15 protein-coding genes are annotated in these 17,204 nt (G+C 62.3%); 3 read left to right on the forward strand and 12 right to left on the reverse strand.

Annotated features, from left to right (window positions below; all coding sequences use genetic code 11):
- Positions 1-59: 59 nt before the first annotated feature.
- Genes SJY10_RS14080 through SJY10_RS14095 form a run of 4 tightly spaced genes read right to left on the reverse strand, consistent with a single transcriptional unit; the run spans position 60 to position 3,014 of the window.
- Positions 60-662 (reverse strand): MSMEG_1061 family FMN-dependent PPOX-type flavoprotein, encoded by a 603-nt coding sequence (locus SJY10_RS14080; protein WP_386683722.1) that lies wholly within the window; start codon positions 660-662, stop codon positions 60-62.
- Positions 659-1,432, reverse strand: coding sequence for a lysophospholipid acyltransferase family protein (locus tag SJY10_RS14085; protein WP_386683723.1), 774 nt, complete (start codon positions 1,430-1,432; stop codon positions 659-661). Before SJY10_RS14085 ends, SJY10_RS14080 begins: the two co-directional genes overlap by 4 nt.
- On the reverse strand, positions 1,429-2,343 hold the full coding sequence (locus SJY10_RS14090; RefSeq protein ID WP_386683725.1) for a cell division protein FtsX: 915 nt from the start codon (positions 2,341-2,343) through the stop codon (positions 1,429-1,431). Before SJY10_RS14090 ends, SJY10_RS14085 begins: the two co-directional genes overlap by 4 nt.
- Positions 2,343-3,014, reverse strand: a complete 672-nt coding sequence (locus SJY10_RS14095) for a cell division ATP-binding protein FtsE (protein ID WP_386683727.1) — start codon at positions 3,012-3,014, stop codon at positions 2,343-2,345. Before SJY10_RS14095 ends, SJY10_RS14090 begins: the two co-directional genes overlap by 1 nt.
- Positions 3,015-3,185: 171 nt before the next feature.
- On the opposite strand from SJY10_RS14095, the gene SJY10_RS14100 reads away from it, so the two are divergent.
- Positions 3,186-4,076, forward strand: a complete 891-nt coding sequence (locus SJY10_RS14100; protein ID WP_386683729.1) for a zinc-ribbon domain-containing protein — start codon at positions 3,186-3,188, stop codon at positions 4,074-4,076.
- A gap of 42 nt (positions 4,077-4,118) precedes the next feature.
- Here SJY10_RS14100 and SJY10_RS14105 read toward each other — a convergent pair whose 3' ends face one another.
- The 5 genes from SJY10_RS14105 to argH all read right to left on the reverse strand — a co-directional run bounded on the left by SJY10_RS14105 (position 4,119) and on the right by argH (position 10,148).
- Positions 4,119-6,731: a TIGR02302 family protein gene (locus tag SJY10_RS14105; protein WP_386684691.1), complete on the reverse strand. Its 2,613-nt coding sequence runs from the start codon at positions 6,729-6,731 to the stop codon at positions 4,119-4,121.
- 58 nt (positions 6,732-6,789) lie between these two features.
- Positions 6,790-8,055: a diaminopimelate decarboxylase gene (lysA, locus tag SJY10_RS14110; protein ID WP_386683731.1), complete on the reverse strand. Its 1,266-nt coding sequence runs from the start codon at positions 8,053-8,055 to the stop codon at positions 6,790-6,792.
- A 142-nt stretch (positions 8,056-8,197) separates the two neighbouring features.
- Positions 8,198-8,515 carry a DUF2834 domain-containing protein gene (locus SJY10_RS14115; protein ID WP_386684694.1) on the reverse strand — a complete coding sequence of 106 codons (318 nt, stop codon included), beginning with the start codon at positions 8,513-8,515 and terminating at the stop codon, positions 8,198-8,200.
- Positions 8,516-8,523: 8 nt separating this feature from the next.
- Positions 8,524-8,763 (reverse strand): hypothetical protein, encoded by a 240-nt coding sequence (locus SJY10_RS14120; RefSeq protein ID WP_386683733.1) that lies wholly within the window; start codon positions 8,761-8,763, stop codon positions 8,524-8,526.
- Positions 8,760-10,148: an argininosuccinate lyase gene (gene argH, locus SJY10_RS14125; protein WP_386683735.1), complete on the reverse strand. Its 1,389-nt coding sequence runs from the start codon at positions 10,146-10,148 to the stop codon at positions 8,760-8,762. The genes SJY10_RS14120 and argH overlap by 4 nt, the downstream gene beginning before the upstream one ends.
- A 16-nt stretch (positions 10,149-10,164) precedes the next feature.
- Here argH and SJY10_RS14130 point away from each other — a divergent pair, with 16 nt between their 5' ends.
- Complete coding sequence (locus tag SJY10_RS14130; protein ID WP_386683737.1) at positions 10,165-10,728, forward strand: TlpA family protein disulfide reductase; 564 nt, start codon at positions 10,165-10,167, stop codon at positions 10,726-10,728.
- A gap of 166 nt (positions 10,729-10,894) precedes the next feature.
- Here SJY10_RS14130 and SJY10_RS14135 read toward each other — a convergent pair whose 3' ends face one another.
- Positions 10,895-11,461: a YqgE/AlgH family protein gene (locus SJY10_RS14135; RefSeq protein WP_386683739.1), complete on the reverse strand. Its 567-nt coding sequence runs from the start codon at positions 11,459-11,461 to the stop codon at positions 10,895-10,897.
- Between the two features lie 106 nt (positions 11,462-11,567).
- Here SJY10_RS14135 and SJY10_RS14140 point away from each other — a divergent pair, with 106 nt between their 5' ends.
- Positions 11,568-12,329: a protein-disulfide reductase DsbD domain-containing protein gene (locus SJY10_RS14140; RefSeq protein ID WP_386683741.1), complete on the forward strand. Its 762-nt coding sequence runs from the start codon at positions 11,568-11,570 to the stop codon at positions 12,327-12,329.
- On the opposite strand, the gene SJY10_RS14145 is transcribed toward SJY10_RS14140, so the two are convergent.
- Together SJY10_RS14145 and SJY10_RS14150 are read right to left on the reverse strand one after the other, a co-directional pair.
- The gene (locus tag SJY10_RS14145; RefSeq protein WP_386683743.1) at positions 12,326-15,718 is read right to left on the reverse strand and encodes an efflux RND transporter permease subunit; all 3,393 of its coding nucleotides are present in this window, start codon (positions 15,716-15,718) and stop codon (positions 12,326-12,328) included. The genes SJY10_RS14140 and SJY10_RS14145 overlap by 4 nt on opposite strands.
- The gene (locus SJY10_RS14150; RefSeq protein WP_386683745.1) at positions 15,718-17,169 is read right to left on the reverse strand and encodes an efflux RND transporter periplasmic adaptor subunit; all 1,452 of its coding nucleotides are present in this window, start codon (positions 17,167-17,169) and stop codon (positions 15,718-15,720) included. Before SJY10_RS14150 ends, SJY10_RS14145 begins: the two co-directional genes overlap by 1 nt.
- Between the last annotated feature and the right edge of the window lie 35 nt (positions 17,170-17,204).

Here is a 17,204-nt window from a genome sequence, read left to right on the forward strand (position 1 = left end):
TCATAAATATCCCGGGGGAGGCGAAGCCGGGGGCAGCGCCCCCTCCACCCCCGCGCAGGTCACCACATCCGGTCTTGCGCCCGCATGTCATAGTTGTCGTCGTAATCCGCCGCATCAAATGCGTCGTCTTGTGCGCGCAGCATTTCCCCTGCGGTTGGCACAGCACCATGCGCCGCGCCGGCATGCCATGTCTGCGACCGCATGAGCGCCTTGGCGCATTGAAAATATGCCTCTTTCACAGTGACAACAATCACGCTGCGGGGGTGCTTGCGGTTCTGAACAAAGCTTTCTAACACCTGTGGATCCGCCGTCACAATGGCCTGCCCGTTTACGCGCACCACGTTGTTTTCCCCCGGCACCATAAACAGCAGGCTGATCCGTCCGTCGCGAACGATGTTGCGCAGACTGTCGATCCGGTTGTTGCCTTGCCAGTCCGGCAACAACAAAGTGCGCGCATCCACGATCCGCACCACAGGCCCGACATCGCCGCGCGGGCTGCAATCCGTGCCTTCCGGTCCGACGGTCGATACCATCACCAGCCGCGATGCGCCGATCCACCGCCCATAGGTAGATGTAATATGCGAAGCAACTTTGCTCAGCGATAGTGGCACAGGGGCGCCATACAAAGCCTCCAGCGCGGCAATATCGGCAACAGGCGTCATACCGGCGGTCCTTCTACTTCGGGCGGGGTCACGGCACGCTGGGGCACGGCCAATCCGGCCTCTCGCGCAAGCGCGTCAGACGCGCCCTCCACCGCGACCTCCAGCTGGTGCAAAAAGGCGCGCAGGCCGACACCAACGGGGATGGGGTCCAGAAATTCGAACACCGCCGTGCCAGACTTGCGGTAAATCCCGCGCTTTGGCCAAAAGACACCGACATTCGTGGCCACTGGCACGACCGGCTGCTTCAGGTCGGCATAAAGCGCAGCAGTGCCCTTTTTATAGGGCATGATCGCGCCCGGCGCGACACGGGTACCCTGCGGATAGATGCACAGCTGCCCCGGTTCTGCATCGCCGGCCTTGACCCGCGCCAGCATGTCACGGATCGCCGCACCCTTTTTGCCGCGGTCCACCGGAATGCAACCGGCCCGATAGGCAAAGAAGCCCAGGATCGGTGCATAAAGCAGCAACCGCTTCATGATGAACCGGGGGCGGGGCAAAAGTTGATAGATATACATCACGTCCATGAAAGACTGATGTTTGGCGGCAATCATGCAGCCATAAGCCGGCGGTGTGCCGCGCACCTCGAACCGCAATCCGATCATCCAGCCCGCCAGCCAAATCACGGCGCGCGAATACCATTTGCAGGTATTAGCAGCCCCGCGCGGGTGAATCAGCGCATAGGGCAGAAACACGATGCCCATGATGGCCATCAGCGTATACATCACAATGCTGAATAACAGCGACCGCAGCCACTGGATGGCATAGCTCATGATTGCGTCCTCAAGGTGCGCAGGGCCGCAGCCCGCGTGGCGAAAAAGGCGGTCACGCCCGCCAGCGGCGGGATCATCAGCGGCGCGAGCCAGCCCAGACCTGTAAAGCCCAAACCCGTTAAAAAACCACCTGCATCGCCGCCATCCGGCAAAATCGCCACAGCCAGGACCCCGATCAGTGTTCCCAGCGCCGCCCCTGCCGCTGCCCGCAGGGTAAAGCGGCGCACAAAGGCACGGGCGATATATGTGTCGCGCGCTCCCACCAGCCGCAGCACGCGGATAACCTGCGCATTGGCCGCCAGCGCCGATTGCGCGGCGAGTGTGATCATCGCAGCCGTCGCCCCGCCGATCAGCGCCAGCGCAACCCAGCCCAGCATCCGCAGCCGGTTCGCGGCCGTCACCAGCGGCTGCCGCCAGCGCGTGTGATCGTCCAGCACGGCCCCGGGCACCTCGGCTTGCAGACGGGCACGCAAGCCCGTTGCGTCGTAGCCGTCCGCCGTTTCGACGATTTCGATCAGTTGCGGGATCGGCAAGGCGTCGAGCGGCAGATCAGGCCCGAACCACGGCTCTAGCAAGGCGCGTTCTTCATCATCGCTGAGCGCACGGGCGCTGGCGACACCGGGCGTTTGTTCCAGCACGGTCAACGCGGCACGCACCTGCGCATCGGCCTGATCTGCAGGCGCGGAAATCCGCAGCGTGGCCGTGCGCGCCAGTTCCGCCGACCAACGATCCGCCAGCCGCCCTGTTGCCAGCGACAAGGCAATCGCAAAGACGGCCAAAAACGCCATTGCGCCGGCGGTAAACAAAGTCAGCCGCGCGGTAAATCCGGTGGGAGGTACGGCACGGTCGGCCTGCGGATCCCCCCCCAAAAGCGCCAGCGCGCGGGCGGTCAATTCGGTTATACGGTCCATCACAGCGCCACCCCCGCCTGCAGCCGCCCGCCCCTAAGCCGCAGCACATTGGTACTGACCTGCGCCTTGGCCGCCCGGATCAGGTTCAGATCGTGGCTGGCGATCAGCACGGTTTTGCCCATGCGGTTCAGTTCAACCAACAGCGTCAGCAGGCGCTGCGACATTTCCCAATCGACGTTACCTGTCGGCTCGTCCGCAATGATTACATCCGGCGACATAATCACAGCCCGCGCCAGCGCGGCGCGTTGCCGTTCGCCCCCTGACAGTTCTGGCGGCAACTGATCGGATTGGGCGGCCAGGCCGACCCAGGCCAGCAGCTCGTCCAGATTGCCTATCGCCTCGTTTGCGCGGCCGGCGACCTGCAAGGGAAGCGCGATATTTTCGGCAACGGGCAGGTGATCCAGAAACTGGCAGTCCTGATGCACAACGCCGATGCGCCGCCGTGCCAGCGCGATTTCATCCCGGTTCATCTGCGCGGCGTTTTGTCCGAACAGACTGACCGTCCCGCTGGTCGCACGCAAATCGCCATAACAAAGCTTCAGCAGCGTCGTCTTGCCCGCGCCTGACGGACCGGTCAGAAATTGGAACGATCCTGGCGCAAGCGACAGCGAAAGGCCAGAGAACAGCTCTGCCCCGCCATAGTTGTAGGCCACGTCCGATAGCTCGATCAAAGTGGTATCCTCACCTGTGTCAGCAATGTTTTGCCCAAATCTGCAACAGGTTACAATGCAATCACGTCTGATCGTGCTGCAAAACCTTGGCCTTACGCACAGGCATTGCTAGGAAAGACGAAACAATAGGTGCCGATTGGTGCCTTGTGCTGTGCAAAAGGACCTGTGGCCATGCGGCTGATCTGCCCGAACTGCGGCGCTCAATACGAAGTCGGTCTGGATGTCATCCCCGATGACGGGCGTGATGTGCAGTGTTCCAACTGCGGCCAAACGTGGTTTGAAGACCCCAAGGCCCCGTCCGCTGCCGCAGAAGACGATGCGCCTGCGCAGGACAGACCTGCACCTGTATCGGTTGCCGCGGCATCGCTGGCAGCTGTCGTATCCCAGACACAGACCCCGCCGCTGACGGCTGGTACAAATCCGGATGAAAAGCCCGCCCCGAAGGCAGAGCCGAAACCGGAACCGAAACCTGCAGCATCTGCAGCGGCAACCCCGCCGCAGCCCGTCCGCAGCCAGCTGGACCCGTCCATCGCGGATATCCTGCGCGAAGAGGCCGCGCGCGAAGAAGCCGCGCGCAAGTCCGAAGCCGCCGGTGCGCTGGAACAACAGGCGGACCTTGGCCTGACCGAGCCGTCTCGCCCGCGTCCTGCCCAGCCTGTCCCGCCTATGCCCTATGATCAAAGCCATGTGCACAAGGATAACGCGCAGGCGGCGGTGCCGCCAAAGCTGTCTGCAGCCACGCAGGGCAGTCGCAAGGAACTGTTTCCCGATATCGAGGAAATCAATTCGACGCTTCGATCCAGCGCAGAACGCGGCGGCCTGCCGCTGCTTCCGTCAGAGGAGGACGAAATTGCCCGCCGCAGCAGCTGGCGCGGCTTTTTCGTGACACTGGCACTGATTGTCATTCTTGCGCTGATCTATGGCTACGCAGACGATATTTCAGCGCAAATTCCAGCCCTGGAGGCAGCCTTGTCCAGCTATGTCACGGCAATCGACAGCGCCCGGCTTTGGCTTGATAACCAGATTGCATCAATGCTGGGTGACGCAGCAACGCAAGCCTGACCCCGGACCGCCCCTGAGGGGCGGTTACGGCATCACATTCGATCAGAAACGATCCAGCAACCGGTCAAGGTATTCGCGCTCGACCTGCGGGCGCTCTTGCTCTGCTGAACGGCGACGCAATTCTTCCAACAGCTCTTCGGCACGGCGATAGGTATCTTCGCCCTGCAACAGGTTTTCATCGGTACCATATTGTCCGGTGTTGCCCAGCTGGCGGCCCAGCGGATCTCGGCGACCGGGCTGGGCCTGCCCGGATTGCTCGCCGGTGGCATTACCCTGCCCCTGCTCTTCGCTTTCGTTTTGCGCAATGGCTTCGCCGATGGCCCGCATACCATCGCGCAGCGCATCCATTGCATCGGCCTGCCGGTCGATGGCCTGCGCCATATCGCCGTCGCGCAGCGCCTGTTCGGCCCCGTCCATCGCACCTTCGGCCTGATCAAGAGAGCGACGCGCCAGATCGCCGGCATCGCCCGGAAGACCCGGCAAGGCACTGCGCTGGCGGTTCAATTCATTGCGCAAATCCTGCTGGCGCTGCGCAAGCGACCGGCCCTCGCCTTCGTCTGAACCGTTACCCTGACCATCGTTTTGACCGTTGCCGTCGCCCTGCCCCGATTCCTGGCCCGGCTGGGTGCCAGACCCATCGGCACCGGGCTGCTGGCCTTGGCCGGGCTGCTGGCCTTGCTGGCCTTCGCCCTGCTCTTGGCCAGGTTGCTGCCCCGGTTGCTGACCTTGGTTCTGGCTTTGCTGGCCTTGGTTCTGCATATCGCGGAAGGCATCGTCAGACAGGTCCTGCTGGTCGCGCAGCGTATCGGCCAGATCCTGCATCGACTGCTGCCCCGGTGTCTGTGGGCCGTCGCCGCTGCCTTCACCTTGGGTGATACGCATGTTTTCCAAAATGCTGTTCAGCTGTTCCATCAGCGCCTGCGCCTCGGCCATACGGCCTTCTTGCATCAGCTCTTCAATGCGGTCCATCAGGGCCTGCAACTCGTCCTGGCTCATTTCTGTCGAATTTTCGGCTGACTGAGGCTCGTCCGTGCCGTCACCCTGTTCCATCTGGTCGGCCAACATCTGCATGTAGTCTTGCGTCGCATCGCGCAATTCCTGCATCAGCTCTGCAATTTCGGCCTCTGACGCGCCATTGCGCATCGCCTCTTCCAGACGCTCTTGGGCGCGGGCAAGGCGTTCGCGGGCATCGGCAAGACTGCCATCTTCCAACTGGATGGCCAGATCCCACAGGGCCTGCGCAATCTCGGCCTCGTTTTCGCCTGTCATGCCTGTGCCGGCAAACTGGTTCAGCCGCTTAATGATAAAGCGCAGGCGCAGATAAGTGGCCTGATTGGTGAACAACGTCTCCGGTTCATATGAAATAGCGCGAAGCACCTGCACAATGCGGGGGGCGTTTGCCCTGCTCCACAGCAGATCGCGGCGCTGTTCGACAATCGCCTTGGCGACAGGCTGGAAAAAGCGGCGGCCCGGCAGGATTATTGGCTCTGCCGGTGTGCTGGTGGTCTGACCAGCCGCATCGGTCACAGTCAGCGTCAAAGTCACCGGCTGGTTCGCCAATTCGTGTTGGGACAGGTTGTCGATCAGGAATTCATCAAAGTCGCTGCGGTCGCCGCCAAATGGCATCGGCAGGTCCAGCACCACTGGTTCCATCGGGTCCGGGTCAACCGTCAGGCCATAGCTGCGATCCACCGCGCCAAGGTCCAGCGCGAATGTCGCCGTGCCGCTTTCGACGCCGTAGTCATCCGAGGCGGAAAAGGCCTGGTTTAACTCTCCCATCGCGTCCGATTCGATCGGCGCGGTCAAGGTGACGCTTGGCGCTGCGTCGGGCAGAATACCGACATCCCACGCGGCACCATTAGGCCCGTCGATGGTGACTTGCCCTGCCTGCGCGACGGTAAAACTTTGCTCTGGGTCGGTCGCCGGGGCCGCGTGGCCCGCGTCTGACACGGTCTGTACCACGCTTAGGGCGCCAACTTCGCCATACAGGCGCAAAGTGATGTCAGAGCCGAGCGGCACCTGCACCGCCCCCGGCGCGATATCGTTCAGGTAAAGCACGGGCTTGCCGGTATAGGCAGGCGGCGTGATCCAGCCTTCCCAGACAGGGCCGGTCGCCAGCGCAGCGCCACCGCCGTTCTGGGCAATCTGCGCGACGGACCCGACGCGCAGGACCGATCCGAACAGCAAGGCCACGACAAACATCAGCAAAGCCATGAACCGCAACCCGTAAGGATCGCGGTCCGACACGCGCAGGTCAGGCTGCACCGCGCGGGCGGACTGCGTGGCCACGCGCATCCGCGCCTGATGCGCCCGCCATACAGCGGCAGAGGCAGGATCGGACGCCCCGATTGCCTGCGCATCGCGCACGGCTGAAATTGGACGCCCCGGCAAGGCGGCATCAACGCGGGCCAGCGCCTCTTGCTTGCTTGGCCAGCGGAATATCCGCAGACCGCGCACCAAGGCGGTCCCAGCGGCCAGCACGGCAATCAGCGAAAGACCCCAGAACACCTCCAGGCTCATGCGGTCCTGAAAACCGAACATCAGCGGGGTCAGGATAACGAAAAGCACGCTCCACAACGGCCAGAAGGCACGCGTTGCGCGTTCGGCCACCAACCCCATACGGGTTAGGGCAACAGGCCGCGCCAAATGCGCCAGATCGTCAGGGTGATCGGTCAGCGGGCCTCTCCCTTGGCGCGTTGTGTGACCGAAGGGGTCACAACCATGCAGGGATAATATCGCGTGCGATCATTTCGTCAAAGGTCGGACGGGCCCGGATAACCGCAAATTGATCATTCTGGACCAAAACTTCGGGGATCAGCGGACGCGAGTTGTATTCTGATGCCATGACCGACCCGTATGCCCCGGCAGAGCGAAAGACGACCAGATCGCCGGGGGCGACCTGTGCCATCGCGCGGCCCTTGGCAAAGGTATCGCCGCTTTCGCATACAGGCCCGACAATGTCATAAGTCGCACGCTCTGCCCCGGCTTCAGCTTGCACGACAGGCACGATATCGTGGTGCGCATCATACATCGCCGGACGGATCAGGTCATTCATCGCGGCATCAAGGATCAAGAACTGGCGATCAGCGCCATCCTTGACGTAAATCGCGCGGCTGACCAATACGCCGGCGTTGCCTGAGATCAACCGGCCTGGCTCGATCTCGATCTCGCAGCCCAAGTGTCCCACGGTGCGTTTGATCATCGCGCCATAATCCAGCGGGCTTGGGGGCGCTTCATTCGATTGCGCATAAGGGATGCCCAAACCGCCGCCCAGATCAAGGCGCTTGATCGTGTGACCATCGGCGCGCAGCTGCTCTGTCAGTTCAGCGACTTTCAGATAGGCGGCCTCGAACGGGGCCAGATCGGTCAATTGGCTGCCGATATGCACGTCGATGCCGATCACCTCGATCCCCGGTAAACGCGCAGCGTGGGCATAGACGTCGCGGGCGCGGGCGATAGGGATGCCGAATTTGTTTTCCGACTTGCCGGTGGCAATCTTGGCATGGGTTTTTGCGTCGACATCAGGGTTTACGCGAATGGTGATCGGGGCAACCTTGCCCAGCTCGACGGCGACAGCTGACAGCGCTTCCATTTCTGGCTCGCTTTCGACGTTGAACTGGCGAATACCGCCGATCAGCGCGTCGCGCATTTCGACACGCGTTTTGCCGACGCCGGAAAAGACAATGCGTTCGCCAGGCACACCAGCGGCGCGGGCGCGGGCGTACTCGCCGCCCGATACCACGTCCATACCGGCCCCGGCCTCGCCCAGCAATTGCAGGATCGCTTGATTGGACAGCGACTTCATCGCAAAGCAGACAAGGTGGTCCATGCCGGCAAGCGCTTCGTCGAACAGGCGGTAGTGGCGCAATAACGTCGCGCTGGAATACAGATAGAACGGCGTACCGACCTGCGCCGCGATTTCCGCGACTGACACATCTTCGGCGCACAAAACGCCGTCTTGATACACGAAATGATCCAAGGCACTGCTCCCGCTCTTACCGGGGCGTCATAGCAGATTGATCCGCCAACCCAAGCGCGGAATCCGGATTTGACCGTAAAGGAACGGGACGGCGGGCGGGGCGCATTTGCCCCCGCAGGGCGGCAAACAGCAGCGCGCGCCGTCAGCGGATCGGCTTGGCCCGCAGGAACAGATAAAGCGGAAGACCGCAGCTGACGCCGATGCAGAACGTCGCAGGGATCGCCAGCAAGGCGACCCAGTTGCGCCGCACCGCCACCTCTGCCAGCACCCAGACCGTCAGGGTGATCGCCGCGATTGTCAGATCCCAGGTCAGTCCGGTTGTGGCCGCGTTGACATACCACGCATCGATCATGCGCGGCAGTGACCAGCCTTCAGTGCGGAACCACGCGACAAACCAATACATCGGATGCACGGCACCCCAGACAGCCAGTGCCGCCCAGACCCAGCGCAGGGGTGACATATCACGCATCAAAGCCCAAGACTTAGCGGGATACCCGCTGCCCCAAGGCGCACGCCGCCCGGTCCAAGCGATACCCGGCCAATGCCATCGGCCACGCTCACGCCGGGCGTCACACCATTCGGCCCGACGCCAAGGCCCACATTTGCCGTCGGACCCGTCTGCGCCGCGCCATTCGCAACAGGATCATCCTGCGCGCCGCAGCCCGCCAATGTTAGGGCCAGCAGACCCGCAATCGTTGCCTTGTTCATTCCAGCACCTTTCGCCAATGGGCGACCGCTTCCCGCACGCGGGCGGGGGACGTGCCGCCGAAACTGGTCCGCGATGCGACAGAGTTTTCAACCCCCAGCACGTCAAAGACCTCTTGCGTGATACCCTCATGCACGGATTGCATCTGGGCAAGGGTCAAATCCGGCAGATCTTCCCCTTGGCTTTCGGCCAAAGCCACCAGAGACCCCGTAACGTGGTGCGCATCGCGGAACGGCAGGCCAAGTTCGCGCACCAGCCAGTCGGCCAGATCGGTGGCGGTGGAAAAGCCGGTGCCGGCGGCTGCCTTCAGGCTGTCGCGGTTGGCGGTCATATCGCCCACCATGCCAGCCATCGCGGCCAGGGCCAGCATCAGATTGTCAGCAGCGTCGAAAACTTGCTCTTTGTCTTCCTGCATGTCCTTGGAATAGGCCAGCGGCAGCCCTTTCATCACCATTGTCAGGGCAACGTTAGCACCAAAGATGCGGCCGATCTTTGCGCGGATCAGCTCTGCTGCGTCGGGATTGCGTTTTTGCGGCATGATGCTGGACCCGGTGGACCAACGGTCCGACATCTTGACGAACCGGAACTGCGCGGATGACCAGATCACCAACTCTTCTGCCAAGCGCGACAGGTGAACAGCGCAAATCGTCGCCGCCCCCAGAAACTCCAGCGCAAAATCGCGGTCGCTGACGGCATCGAGCGAATTGCCCATCGGTCCGTCAAAGCCCAGCGCCTGCGCCGTCATGTGGCGGTCAATCGGGAACGAGGTGCCCGCTAGTGCAGCAGCGCCCAGCGGCGACAGGTTCATCCGCTTGCGCGCATCGGCAAAGCGGGACCGGTCGCGGGCGAACATTTCGACATAGGCCATCATGTGATGACCCCATGTCACAGGCTGTGCGACCTGCAGGTGGGTGAAGCCGGGCATGACCCAATCGGCCCCCGCCTCTGCCTGTCCCAGCAGCGCGGTTTGCAGAGCCTTGAGTGCTTCGTCTGCCGCATCGCACTGATCGCGCACCCACAGGCGAAAATCGACAGCAACCTGATCATTGCGCGACCGCGCCGTGTGCAAACGGCCAGCAGCTTCGCCGACAATTTCCTTCAGGCGCGCTTCGACATTCATGTGAATGTCTTCCAGCGCGGTGGAAAACTGAAACGTGCCGCCCTCGATCTCTGACAGTACCGTGAGCAGGCCTTCCCGGATCGCGTCCGCGTCGTTATTGCTGATGATGCCCGTGGCTGCCAGCATGGCCGCATGGGCACGAGAGCCGGCGATGTCTTGGGCTGCCAGCCGCTTGTCGAACCCGATCGAGGCGTTGATCGCCTCCATGATCGCGTCCGGTCCTGCGGCGAAACGGCCGCCCCACATCGTGTTCGCAGTTTTGGTCATGAGAAGGACGCGCCCCTTGAAATCCCTGAAATCCGCCTTGCTTTATACGGGCCTTGCGATCCTTGCAAATGCCGCCGCGCATACAGCCGCTGCCGATGCCGCGTTGGAGTCGCTGAAAGACGGCGATATGCGCAAACTGGTCATCGCGTCAGAGCCTACGGCCGCCCCCGATGTGGCCTTTACCGCGCAGGACGGATCGCAGGTCACGCTGGCCGATTACGTCGGCACTCCGGTGGTGCTGAATTTCTGGGCGACGTGGTGTGCACCCTGCCGCAAGGAAATGCCGCACCTGTCCGCATTACAGGACACCATGGGCGATCAGATCAAGGTGCTGACCGTAGCAACCGGTCGCAATCCGCCAGAGGCGATCGACCGATTCTTTGACGAAATCGGCGTGGAAAACCTGCCCAAGGCTCTTGACCCGAAACAGGAAATGGCCCGCGCCTTTGGTGTGCTGGGTCTGCCTGTAACCGTAATCCTGAATGCCGACGGCCAGGAAATTGCCCGTTTGCAAGGTGACGCCGATTGGTCGTCAGACAGCGCAAAGGCGATCCTGACCGCCGTAGCCGCCGGCGACTAAGGGTTCCATGCCGCCGCGTCGCCGGGGCCGATTATCATTGGCCGCAGGCCTGCACCGGCCGTTGCCGGTGCCGCAATCGCCAGCAGCAGCCTTAAGGTGAGACTTTACGCTTCTTTGTAAATTGGCCGTCACGCACGGCCGGTTTGCGGCTGATGAAAACGCCCCCTCAGGCGCGACCACCCGTTTGCGACAAGGCAACCGGAGAGACGCCAAGCAGCGCCAATGCTGCCGACCATTTCCCGGCATGATCGCTGCCAAAGACAATGTCGCGATTCGCAGGTCCCGTCAGCCAGCCATTTTCCGCCAATTCTTCTTCTAACTGTCCCGGACCCCATCCGGTGTAACCAAGCGCCAACAAGGCTGTCGCGGGACCAGCCCCGTCGGCAAGGGCCTGCAAGACGTCCTGCGTTGCGGTCATGCCGATGTCGTCATCCACCTGCAGCGTGCCCTTGTCGGCGGCATAGTCGCTGCTGTGCAAGACGAATCCGCGCACCTTTTCCACGGGTCCACCAAAGTGGACGTCGACATCCGGGCAGGCATCGCTGCATGAAATATTCATCTGCGCCAATAGCTTGCGAAATGCGATGTCCGGCAGCGGGCGATTGATAATTAAGCCCATCGTCCCTTCCGGCGAATGATCGCAAATATAAATGACGCTGCCGGCAAAGCGCGGGTCTTCCATGTCGGGCATTGCGATCAGCAGCTTGCCTGCCAGCGTTGTCATTTCATCCATACCCCATGATGCGCGGCACCGTACGCCTGTGCAAGTGGATCACGCAGGTTTGCAATCGCCCTTTCGTGACTTCCCATGTCAAAGCGTTTTGCGCAGGAAGGGCGTCATGACACATATCCATGCCCTTCTTACCGCCGTCTTGATGGTGCCCGCCGCAGCTGTTGCCCAAGATGTTGCATCGGTCGAGGTATTGCCCGGTTGGGAAACCGCCGACGGCACCCATATGGCTGCCCTGCGCCTGACACTTGCCCCGGGATGGAAAACCTATTGGCGCGCGCCCGGCGATGCGGGCATTCCGCCACAGATCACCATCACGGACGGCAACGTGCAAAGCGTTGCGTTCCACTGGCCCACGCCAGAGGTGTTCGACCAGAACGGCATGCGGTCCATCGGCTATCACGACAGCCTGACGTTGCCGATCGAAGTTACCGGCAGCGGCGATCTGCAGCTGACGGGCACGCTGGATATCGGGGTTTGCCTTGATATTTGCATCCCCGCGCAGTTGCACTTTGACGCGCCGCTGACCGACGGTGGACGCGATCCGGCGATTGTCGGGGCGCTGTTGAACCAGCCGCAAAACAGCGGCTCTGCCACCTGCCGTGTGACCCCGACAGACAACGGCCTGCACTTGGACGCAGTGCTGACCCTGCCCGCGACCGGCACGCAAGAAGCTTTGGTGGTCGAGGCTGGCGATCCCCACATCTGGGTGTCCGAACCCGTTATCACGCGGCAAGGCAACACCGTGACAGCGCAGGCCGAAATGGTGCGCGGCGCAGGAGAGACCTTTGCCTTTGACCGCAGCGCCGTGCGGTTCACGCTGCTGGGATCGGATCGCGCCATCGAAGTGCAGGGCTGCACCGCTGGCTAGTTGCGGCGCAAACCCAGCGCCAGCGCAGCCATCAAATAGATGGCTGCTAAAATGCCCGCCAATCCGGCGATGAAGACACCCATCGCCAACCCGGCGCTGGCGGGCGCAATACCTTGCAGCGCAGGCCACGCCGCGCCGGTCAGCAGCACAGGCAGCACCAGGGTGCTGAACAGTGCAAGCGCCGCCGCAACGCCAAGGCCCGCAGGCAGCCACATCGCCCGGCGGCCAGCACGCAAGGCGCGGCGCGCGGCGGTGATCTGCCGCGCAAAGTCCGCCTGCATCGCGATAAGCGACGGCACGACCAACAGCACCAGCACCATGCCAAAGCCCAAGCCATAGACCAGCGTCACCACCGTCGGCTTTAGGAATTCGGCCTGCGTCGACCCTTCGAACAGCAGCGGCGCAAGGCCCAGCACAGTCGTCAACGTGGTCAGCAGCACAGGCCGCAAGCGGTTCGCTGTGCCGTCGATAATCGCAGGCACCAACCCGCGATCGGCGGCGTATTCGTCGATGGTTGTGACCAGCACAATCGAATCGTTAATGATAATCCCGACCATGCCGATCATCCCAACAACAGTGAACAGGCTCATCGGGATGCCCCAGGCGTTGTGACCGTAAATCGTTCCGATCAAGCCAAAGGGAATGATCGCCATCACCACCATGGGACGGGTCCAACTGCTGAATATCCACGCAAGGCTGAGGTAAATGCCCCCCAGCACCAGAATAAGTGCATTGCGGGCGTCGGTCAGAAATGCGCTTTCCTGCTCTGACAGACCCGCCAGCCGGGTTTCGACGCCAAAGCGTTCGGCAATCGCGGGCAAGATCGTCTCATCAATGATCTTGTTCACCTCTGCCGCGCGGTCGGGGTCGTCGTCCGACAAATCGCCCGTTACGGAAATTAGCGGCACACCGTTTTCCCGGCGCACCGTGCTAAAGCCGGTGCGGCTGGTCACGGTCACCACGTCGCCCAAGGGCACATAAATGCCATCACCGGTACGGATTTGCGTGCGATCAAGGAAATCCTGCGTCAGCTCTTCATCGGGCAGTTGCACTTGGATCGTGGCGGACCGGACGCCATCGGGATAGCTTGCCGCCTCGATCCCGCCAAGGCGATCGCGCAGGATACTGCCCAGCGCGTCGATGGACAGACCAAGCGACTCTCCTTGCGGGGTCAGTTCCAGCAGCAGCTCTTCTTTGTCATAGGCAAGGCTGTCCTCTAGCCCGCTGATTTCGGGGAATTGGGTCAGTTCGGATTTGAGAGCCTCTGACGCGGCCTTTAGCGTTTGCGCATCGGCACCGGACATCTGCACATCCAGACTATCGCCCCCCGGCCCCGAACCCCAACTGCGAAAGCTGACGGTTTCGGCCATAGGCGATTGCACGACCTCTTCTTGCAGGGCGCTGACGAATTCGGAACTCGTTATCTCTCTGCTATCGGCATCGACAAGGCTGATGCTGATGGCCCCAAGCTGGTCGGGATCTTTCTGGTCGGCCCCGGCAATGCCGCGCCCTGCGTTACCGCCGATTTCCGCAACGACATAGGTCACAGGATTGGTACGGGTTTCAGCAGCGATCCGGTCCGATAAGACCTGCGTCGCGCGCTGCATTTCGTGCATCATTTCAATCGTATCGGTGCGGGTCGCACCGGGAAGCATGGCAAAATTCCCCGTCACCTCGCCCTGTTCGGGGTTGGAAAAGAACTGCCAGCGCACGTCGCCACGAATGAACAGCGCGACCTGGGTGGCCAGGATCAACAGAACTGCTGCAAACACAGGATAACGCGCGCGGATCACCAGTTCCATGAAGGGGCGAAATACCCGCAGGCTAAAGGCATCAAAGCCGCGATTGACCCAGCGCGAGGGCGCATCATACCACGCCTGCCCGGCATTGGGGCCGATGGAATGGCTTAGGTGGTTGGGCAAGATCAAAAAGCATTCGACCAGGGATGCCGCCAGCACTACGATCACGGTAAAGGGAATATCAGCGATCAAACTGCCAAATCGCCCGCCCACGGCGACAAGGCCAAAGAAAGCAATGACCGTCGTCAGGGTCGCGGAAAACACCGGGCTGAACATCTTTTTCGCCGCATTTTCAGCGGCAACCTGCGGCGGCTCTTTCAAGGTGCGGGCGCGGTAATCGGCGTGTTCGCCCACGACGATGGCGTCATCCACGACGATCCCCAGCGTCAGGATCAGCGCGAACAGGCTGATCATGTTGATGGTAATGCCAAAGCCATACATCAGCGCAATCGCCGCCAGCATCGAAGCCGGAATCCCCATCGCGACCCAAAGTGCGGTGCGCGCGTTCAGGAACAAAAACAGCAGGATTACAACCAGCGCGAGGCCCTGCAACCCGTTTTCAAAGAGTAGATCCAGCCGCCCGGTAATCTGCTCTGCCCGGGCGTTGATCAGGTCAATCGTGGTGCCAGCGGGCAAAGTCGCCTGCAACTCTGCTGCGACCTTTTCCACGCTTTCTTGCAGACCAATGGCGTCCCCGGTGGCAGAGCGCACGACGCTAATTTCTACCGCCGGATTGTCACCGACGAAATACGCGCGGCTACGGTCCACGCCTTCAACGGTGACCTGCGCCACATCGCCGATTGTCAAGGTTGACCCATCAGGGTTGGAGCGCAGGGCAATCGCTGCAATCTGCTCTGCGCTACGTTTTGCCACGCCCGTGCGCACCCGCGCCGCACCGCTGACGTCGCCGACCGCATCGCCGACCGCCTCTTCTGCGATCCGGTCCGCAATATCAGCAAGTCCGATATCGTGTTCGATCAGCGACAGGGACGGCACCTCGACTATGGTCGAAGGCGCGGCGATCCCTTTGACGGTGGCCTGCGTGACGCCTTCTTCGAAAAGGCGCACAATCATCTCGTCGGCAAAGCGGCCCAGTTGGTCCACGCCGACGGGGCCGGTGATCACAACGTCCGTTACCCGGTCGGACCAGCCACCGCGGCGCAGTTCGGGGTCCTCGGCATCGTCCGGCAAGTTGCCCGCCGCATCAATCGCGGCCTGTACGTCTTCGGCGGCGCGGTCGATATCGGTGCCGGGCGCAAATTCAAGGCTGATGCGGGCGCTGCCTTCGGTCGAGCGGGCAGAGGTGTCGCTCACACCCTCGACAGACTGCAACGCAGGGCCAAGCACCTGCACGATGCCTTCGTCTACGGATTCGGCCCCTGCCCCGTCCCATCGCACGCTGACGTCGATCCCGTCGACGACAACATCGGGGAAGTATTGGGCCCGCATATTCGGCCAGGCCATCAAACCCGCGCCGATCATGATGAACAGCAGCAAGTTCGCGATGGTCCGGTGACGGGTAAAATAGGACAGAATACCCCCGGCCCGGGCGTTCAGCGCGTCACCGCCTGTTTGGTGACCGCCCGCCATCAGCTGTCCATCCGGCTTTCGAGCCGGGCGATGGTTTCGGCAGGCACCAGACGTTCATCCAGCTGCGCCAGAATACGCGCCTTGGCCGCGTCCGGCATAGGGCTGTCCGTCACGAATGCCTTCAGACGGGCGCGGCGGTCGTCATCCAGCACAATGCTATCGGGCGCGGCAGCGGCGCTGCCTGCCGGTGCGATAGGCCGCACACCAATGCCAGCACCAAGCAAGGGGGTGCGAGCTGTGACGACGCGGGTACCTTCCAGACCTGCGGCGGAAATGATCACATCATCCCCCTGCCGTCGCAGCACTTGGGTTTGTTGCAATTCCAGGCGATCATCGGATCCGACAACCAGCACTGTGCCGTCGGCAGCAACCGCCGTGGCAGGCACCAGCGCCACGCCTGCAAGGGGCGGTTCGTGCACCTGAACCGTGACGAAATCCCCCGGCCGCAAACCGGGCGCGTCATCCAGCGCGGCAAAGATCTGCCGCCCGGTCTGCCCTGTGCCTACAGACCCGCCAATGCGGTCGACAGTGCCGCTGGCATTCAAATCCAACCCTTCGACATTCAGGCTGGCCGTCACAGGCAACCCGATCACCGTGCCGCCATCCTGCAACAACCGCGCAAATTGCGCGGTCGAGATGCGGAAAGCGATCTCTAGCTGATCGGGGTCCATCAGCGTGCCGAATTCCTCGTTCGCGGTCAGACGGGCACCCTGCGCAGTGGACACGCCTGTCAGAACGCCATCAAAAGTCGCTGTAACAACAGTATCGTCCAAGGTACGGTCCGCCTCGCTCAGGTCGATTTGCACACGGATCAGCGCGGTGCGGGCTTGGTCCAGCCGCGCCGCCGCCTGCGCCTGCGACTGCCGGCGGGTCAGAACAGTGGATTCCGCCGCGGAAACAGCAAGCTGCGCATCTTCAACGACCGATTGTGTGCCAACGCCGCGCTGCGCCAGATCGGTGGCCCGCGTCCGTGCAGCGCGGCGCAAATCTAGCTGTGATTGCGCCTGTGCCAGCTCGTCCGCGGCAAGCGTCACACCGGTTTCGGCATCGCGCACTTCGCCCTGCGCATCCTGAACATCCGCCGCAATTCGGTCGCGGGCAGCACGCGCATTGGTATCGTCCAGACGCAGCAGGTCCTGCCCGGCGGTGACGCGGCCCCCTTCGACAAGCTCTGGCGCGGTCCAGATCACGGTGCCGCCAACCGCGCTGCGCAGGGCCAGCGTCGTACGGCTGCGGACCTCTCCGAAGACCGTCAGGACGGGCGACAGGGTTTCAGGCGTGATGTCAGTGACATTGACAGCAAACACCCTTTCCCGCGGGGTAAAGCTGCGCGGCTCTTCGTTCATGCGGGCGACAACGGCGCCGCGCAGAGTGTTTACCGCCCAGGCCGCCAGCGCCAGCGTCACCGCCAGAAGAAACACACCAACCAAGGATCGCCGCAAAAATCGCATCCACTTTTCCCGTCAGATCACTTTGGGTAACCTAG

Origin of the sequence: Loktanella sp. R86503, from assembly GCF_042466455.1 — a bacterium.
Taxonomy (GTDB): domain Bacteria; phylum Pseudomonadota; class Alphaproteobacteria; order Rhodobacterales; family Rhodobacteraceae; genus Loktanella.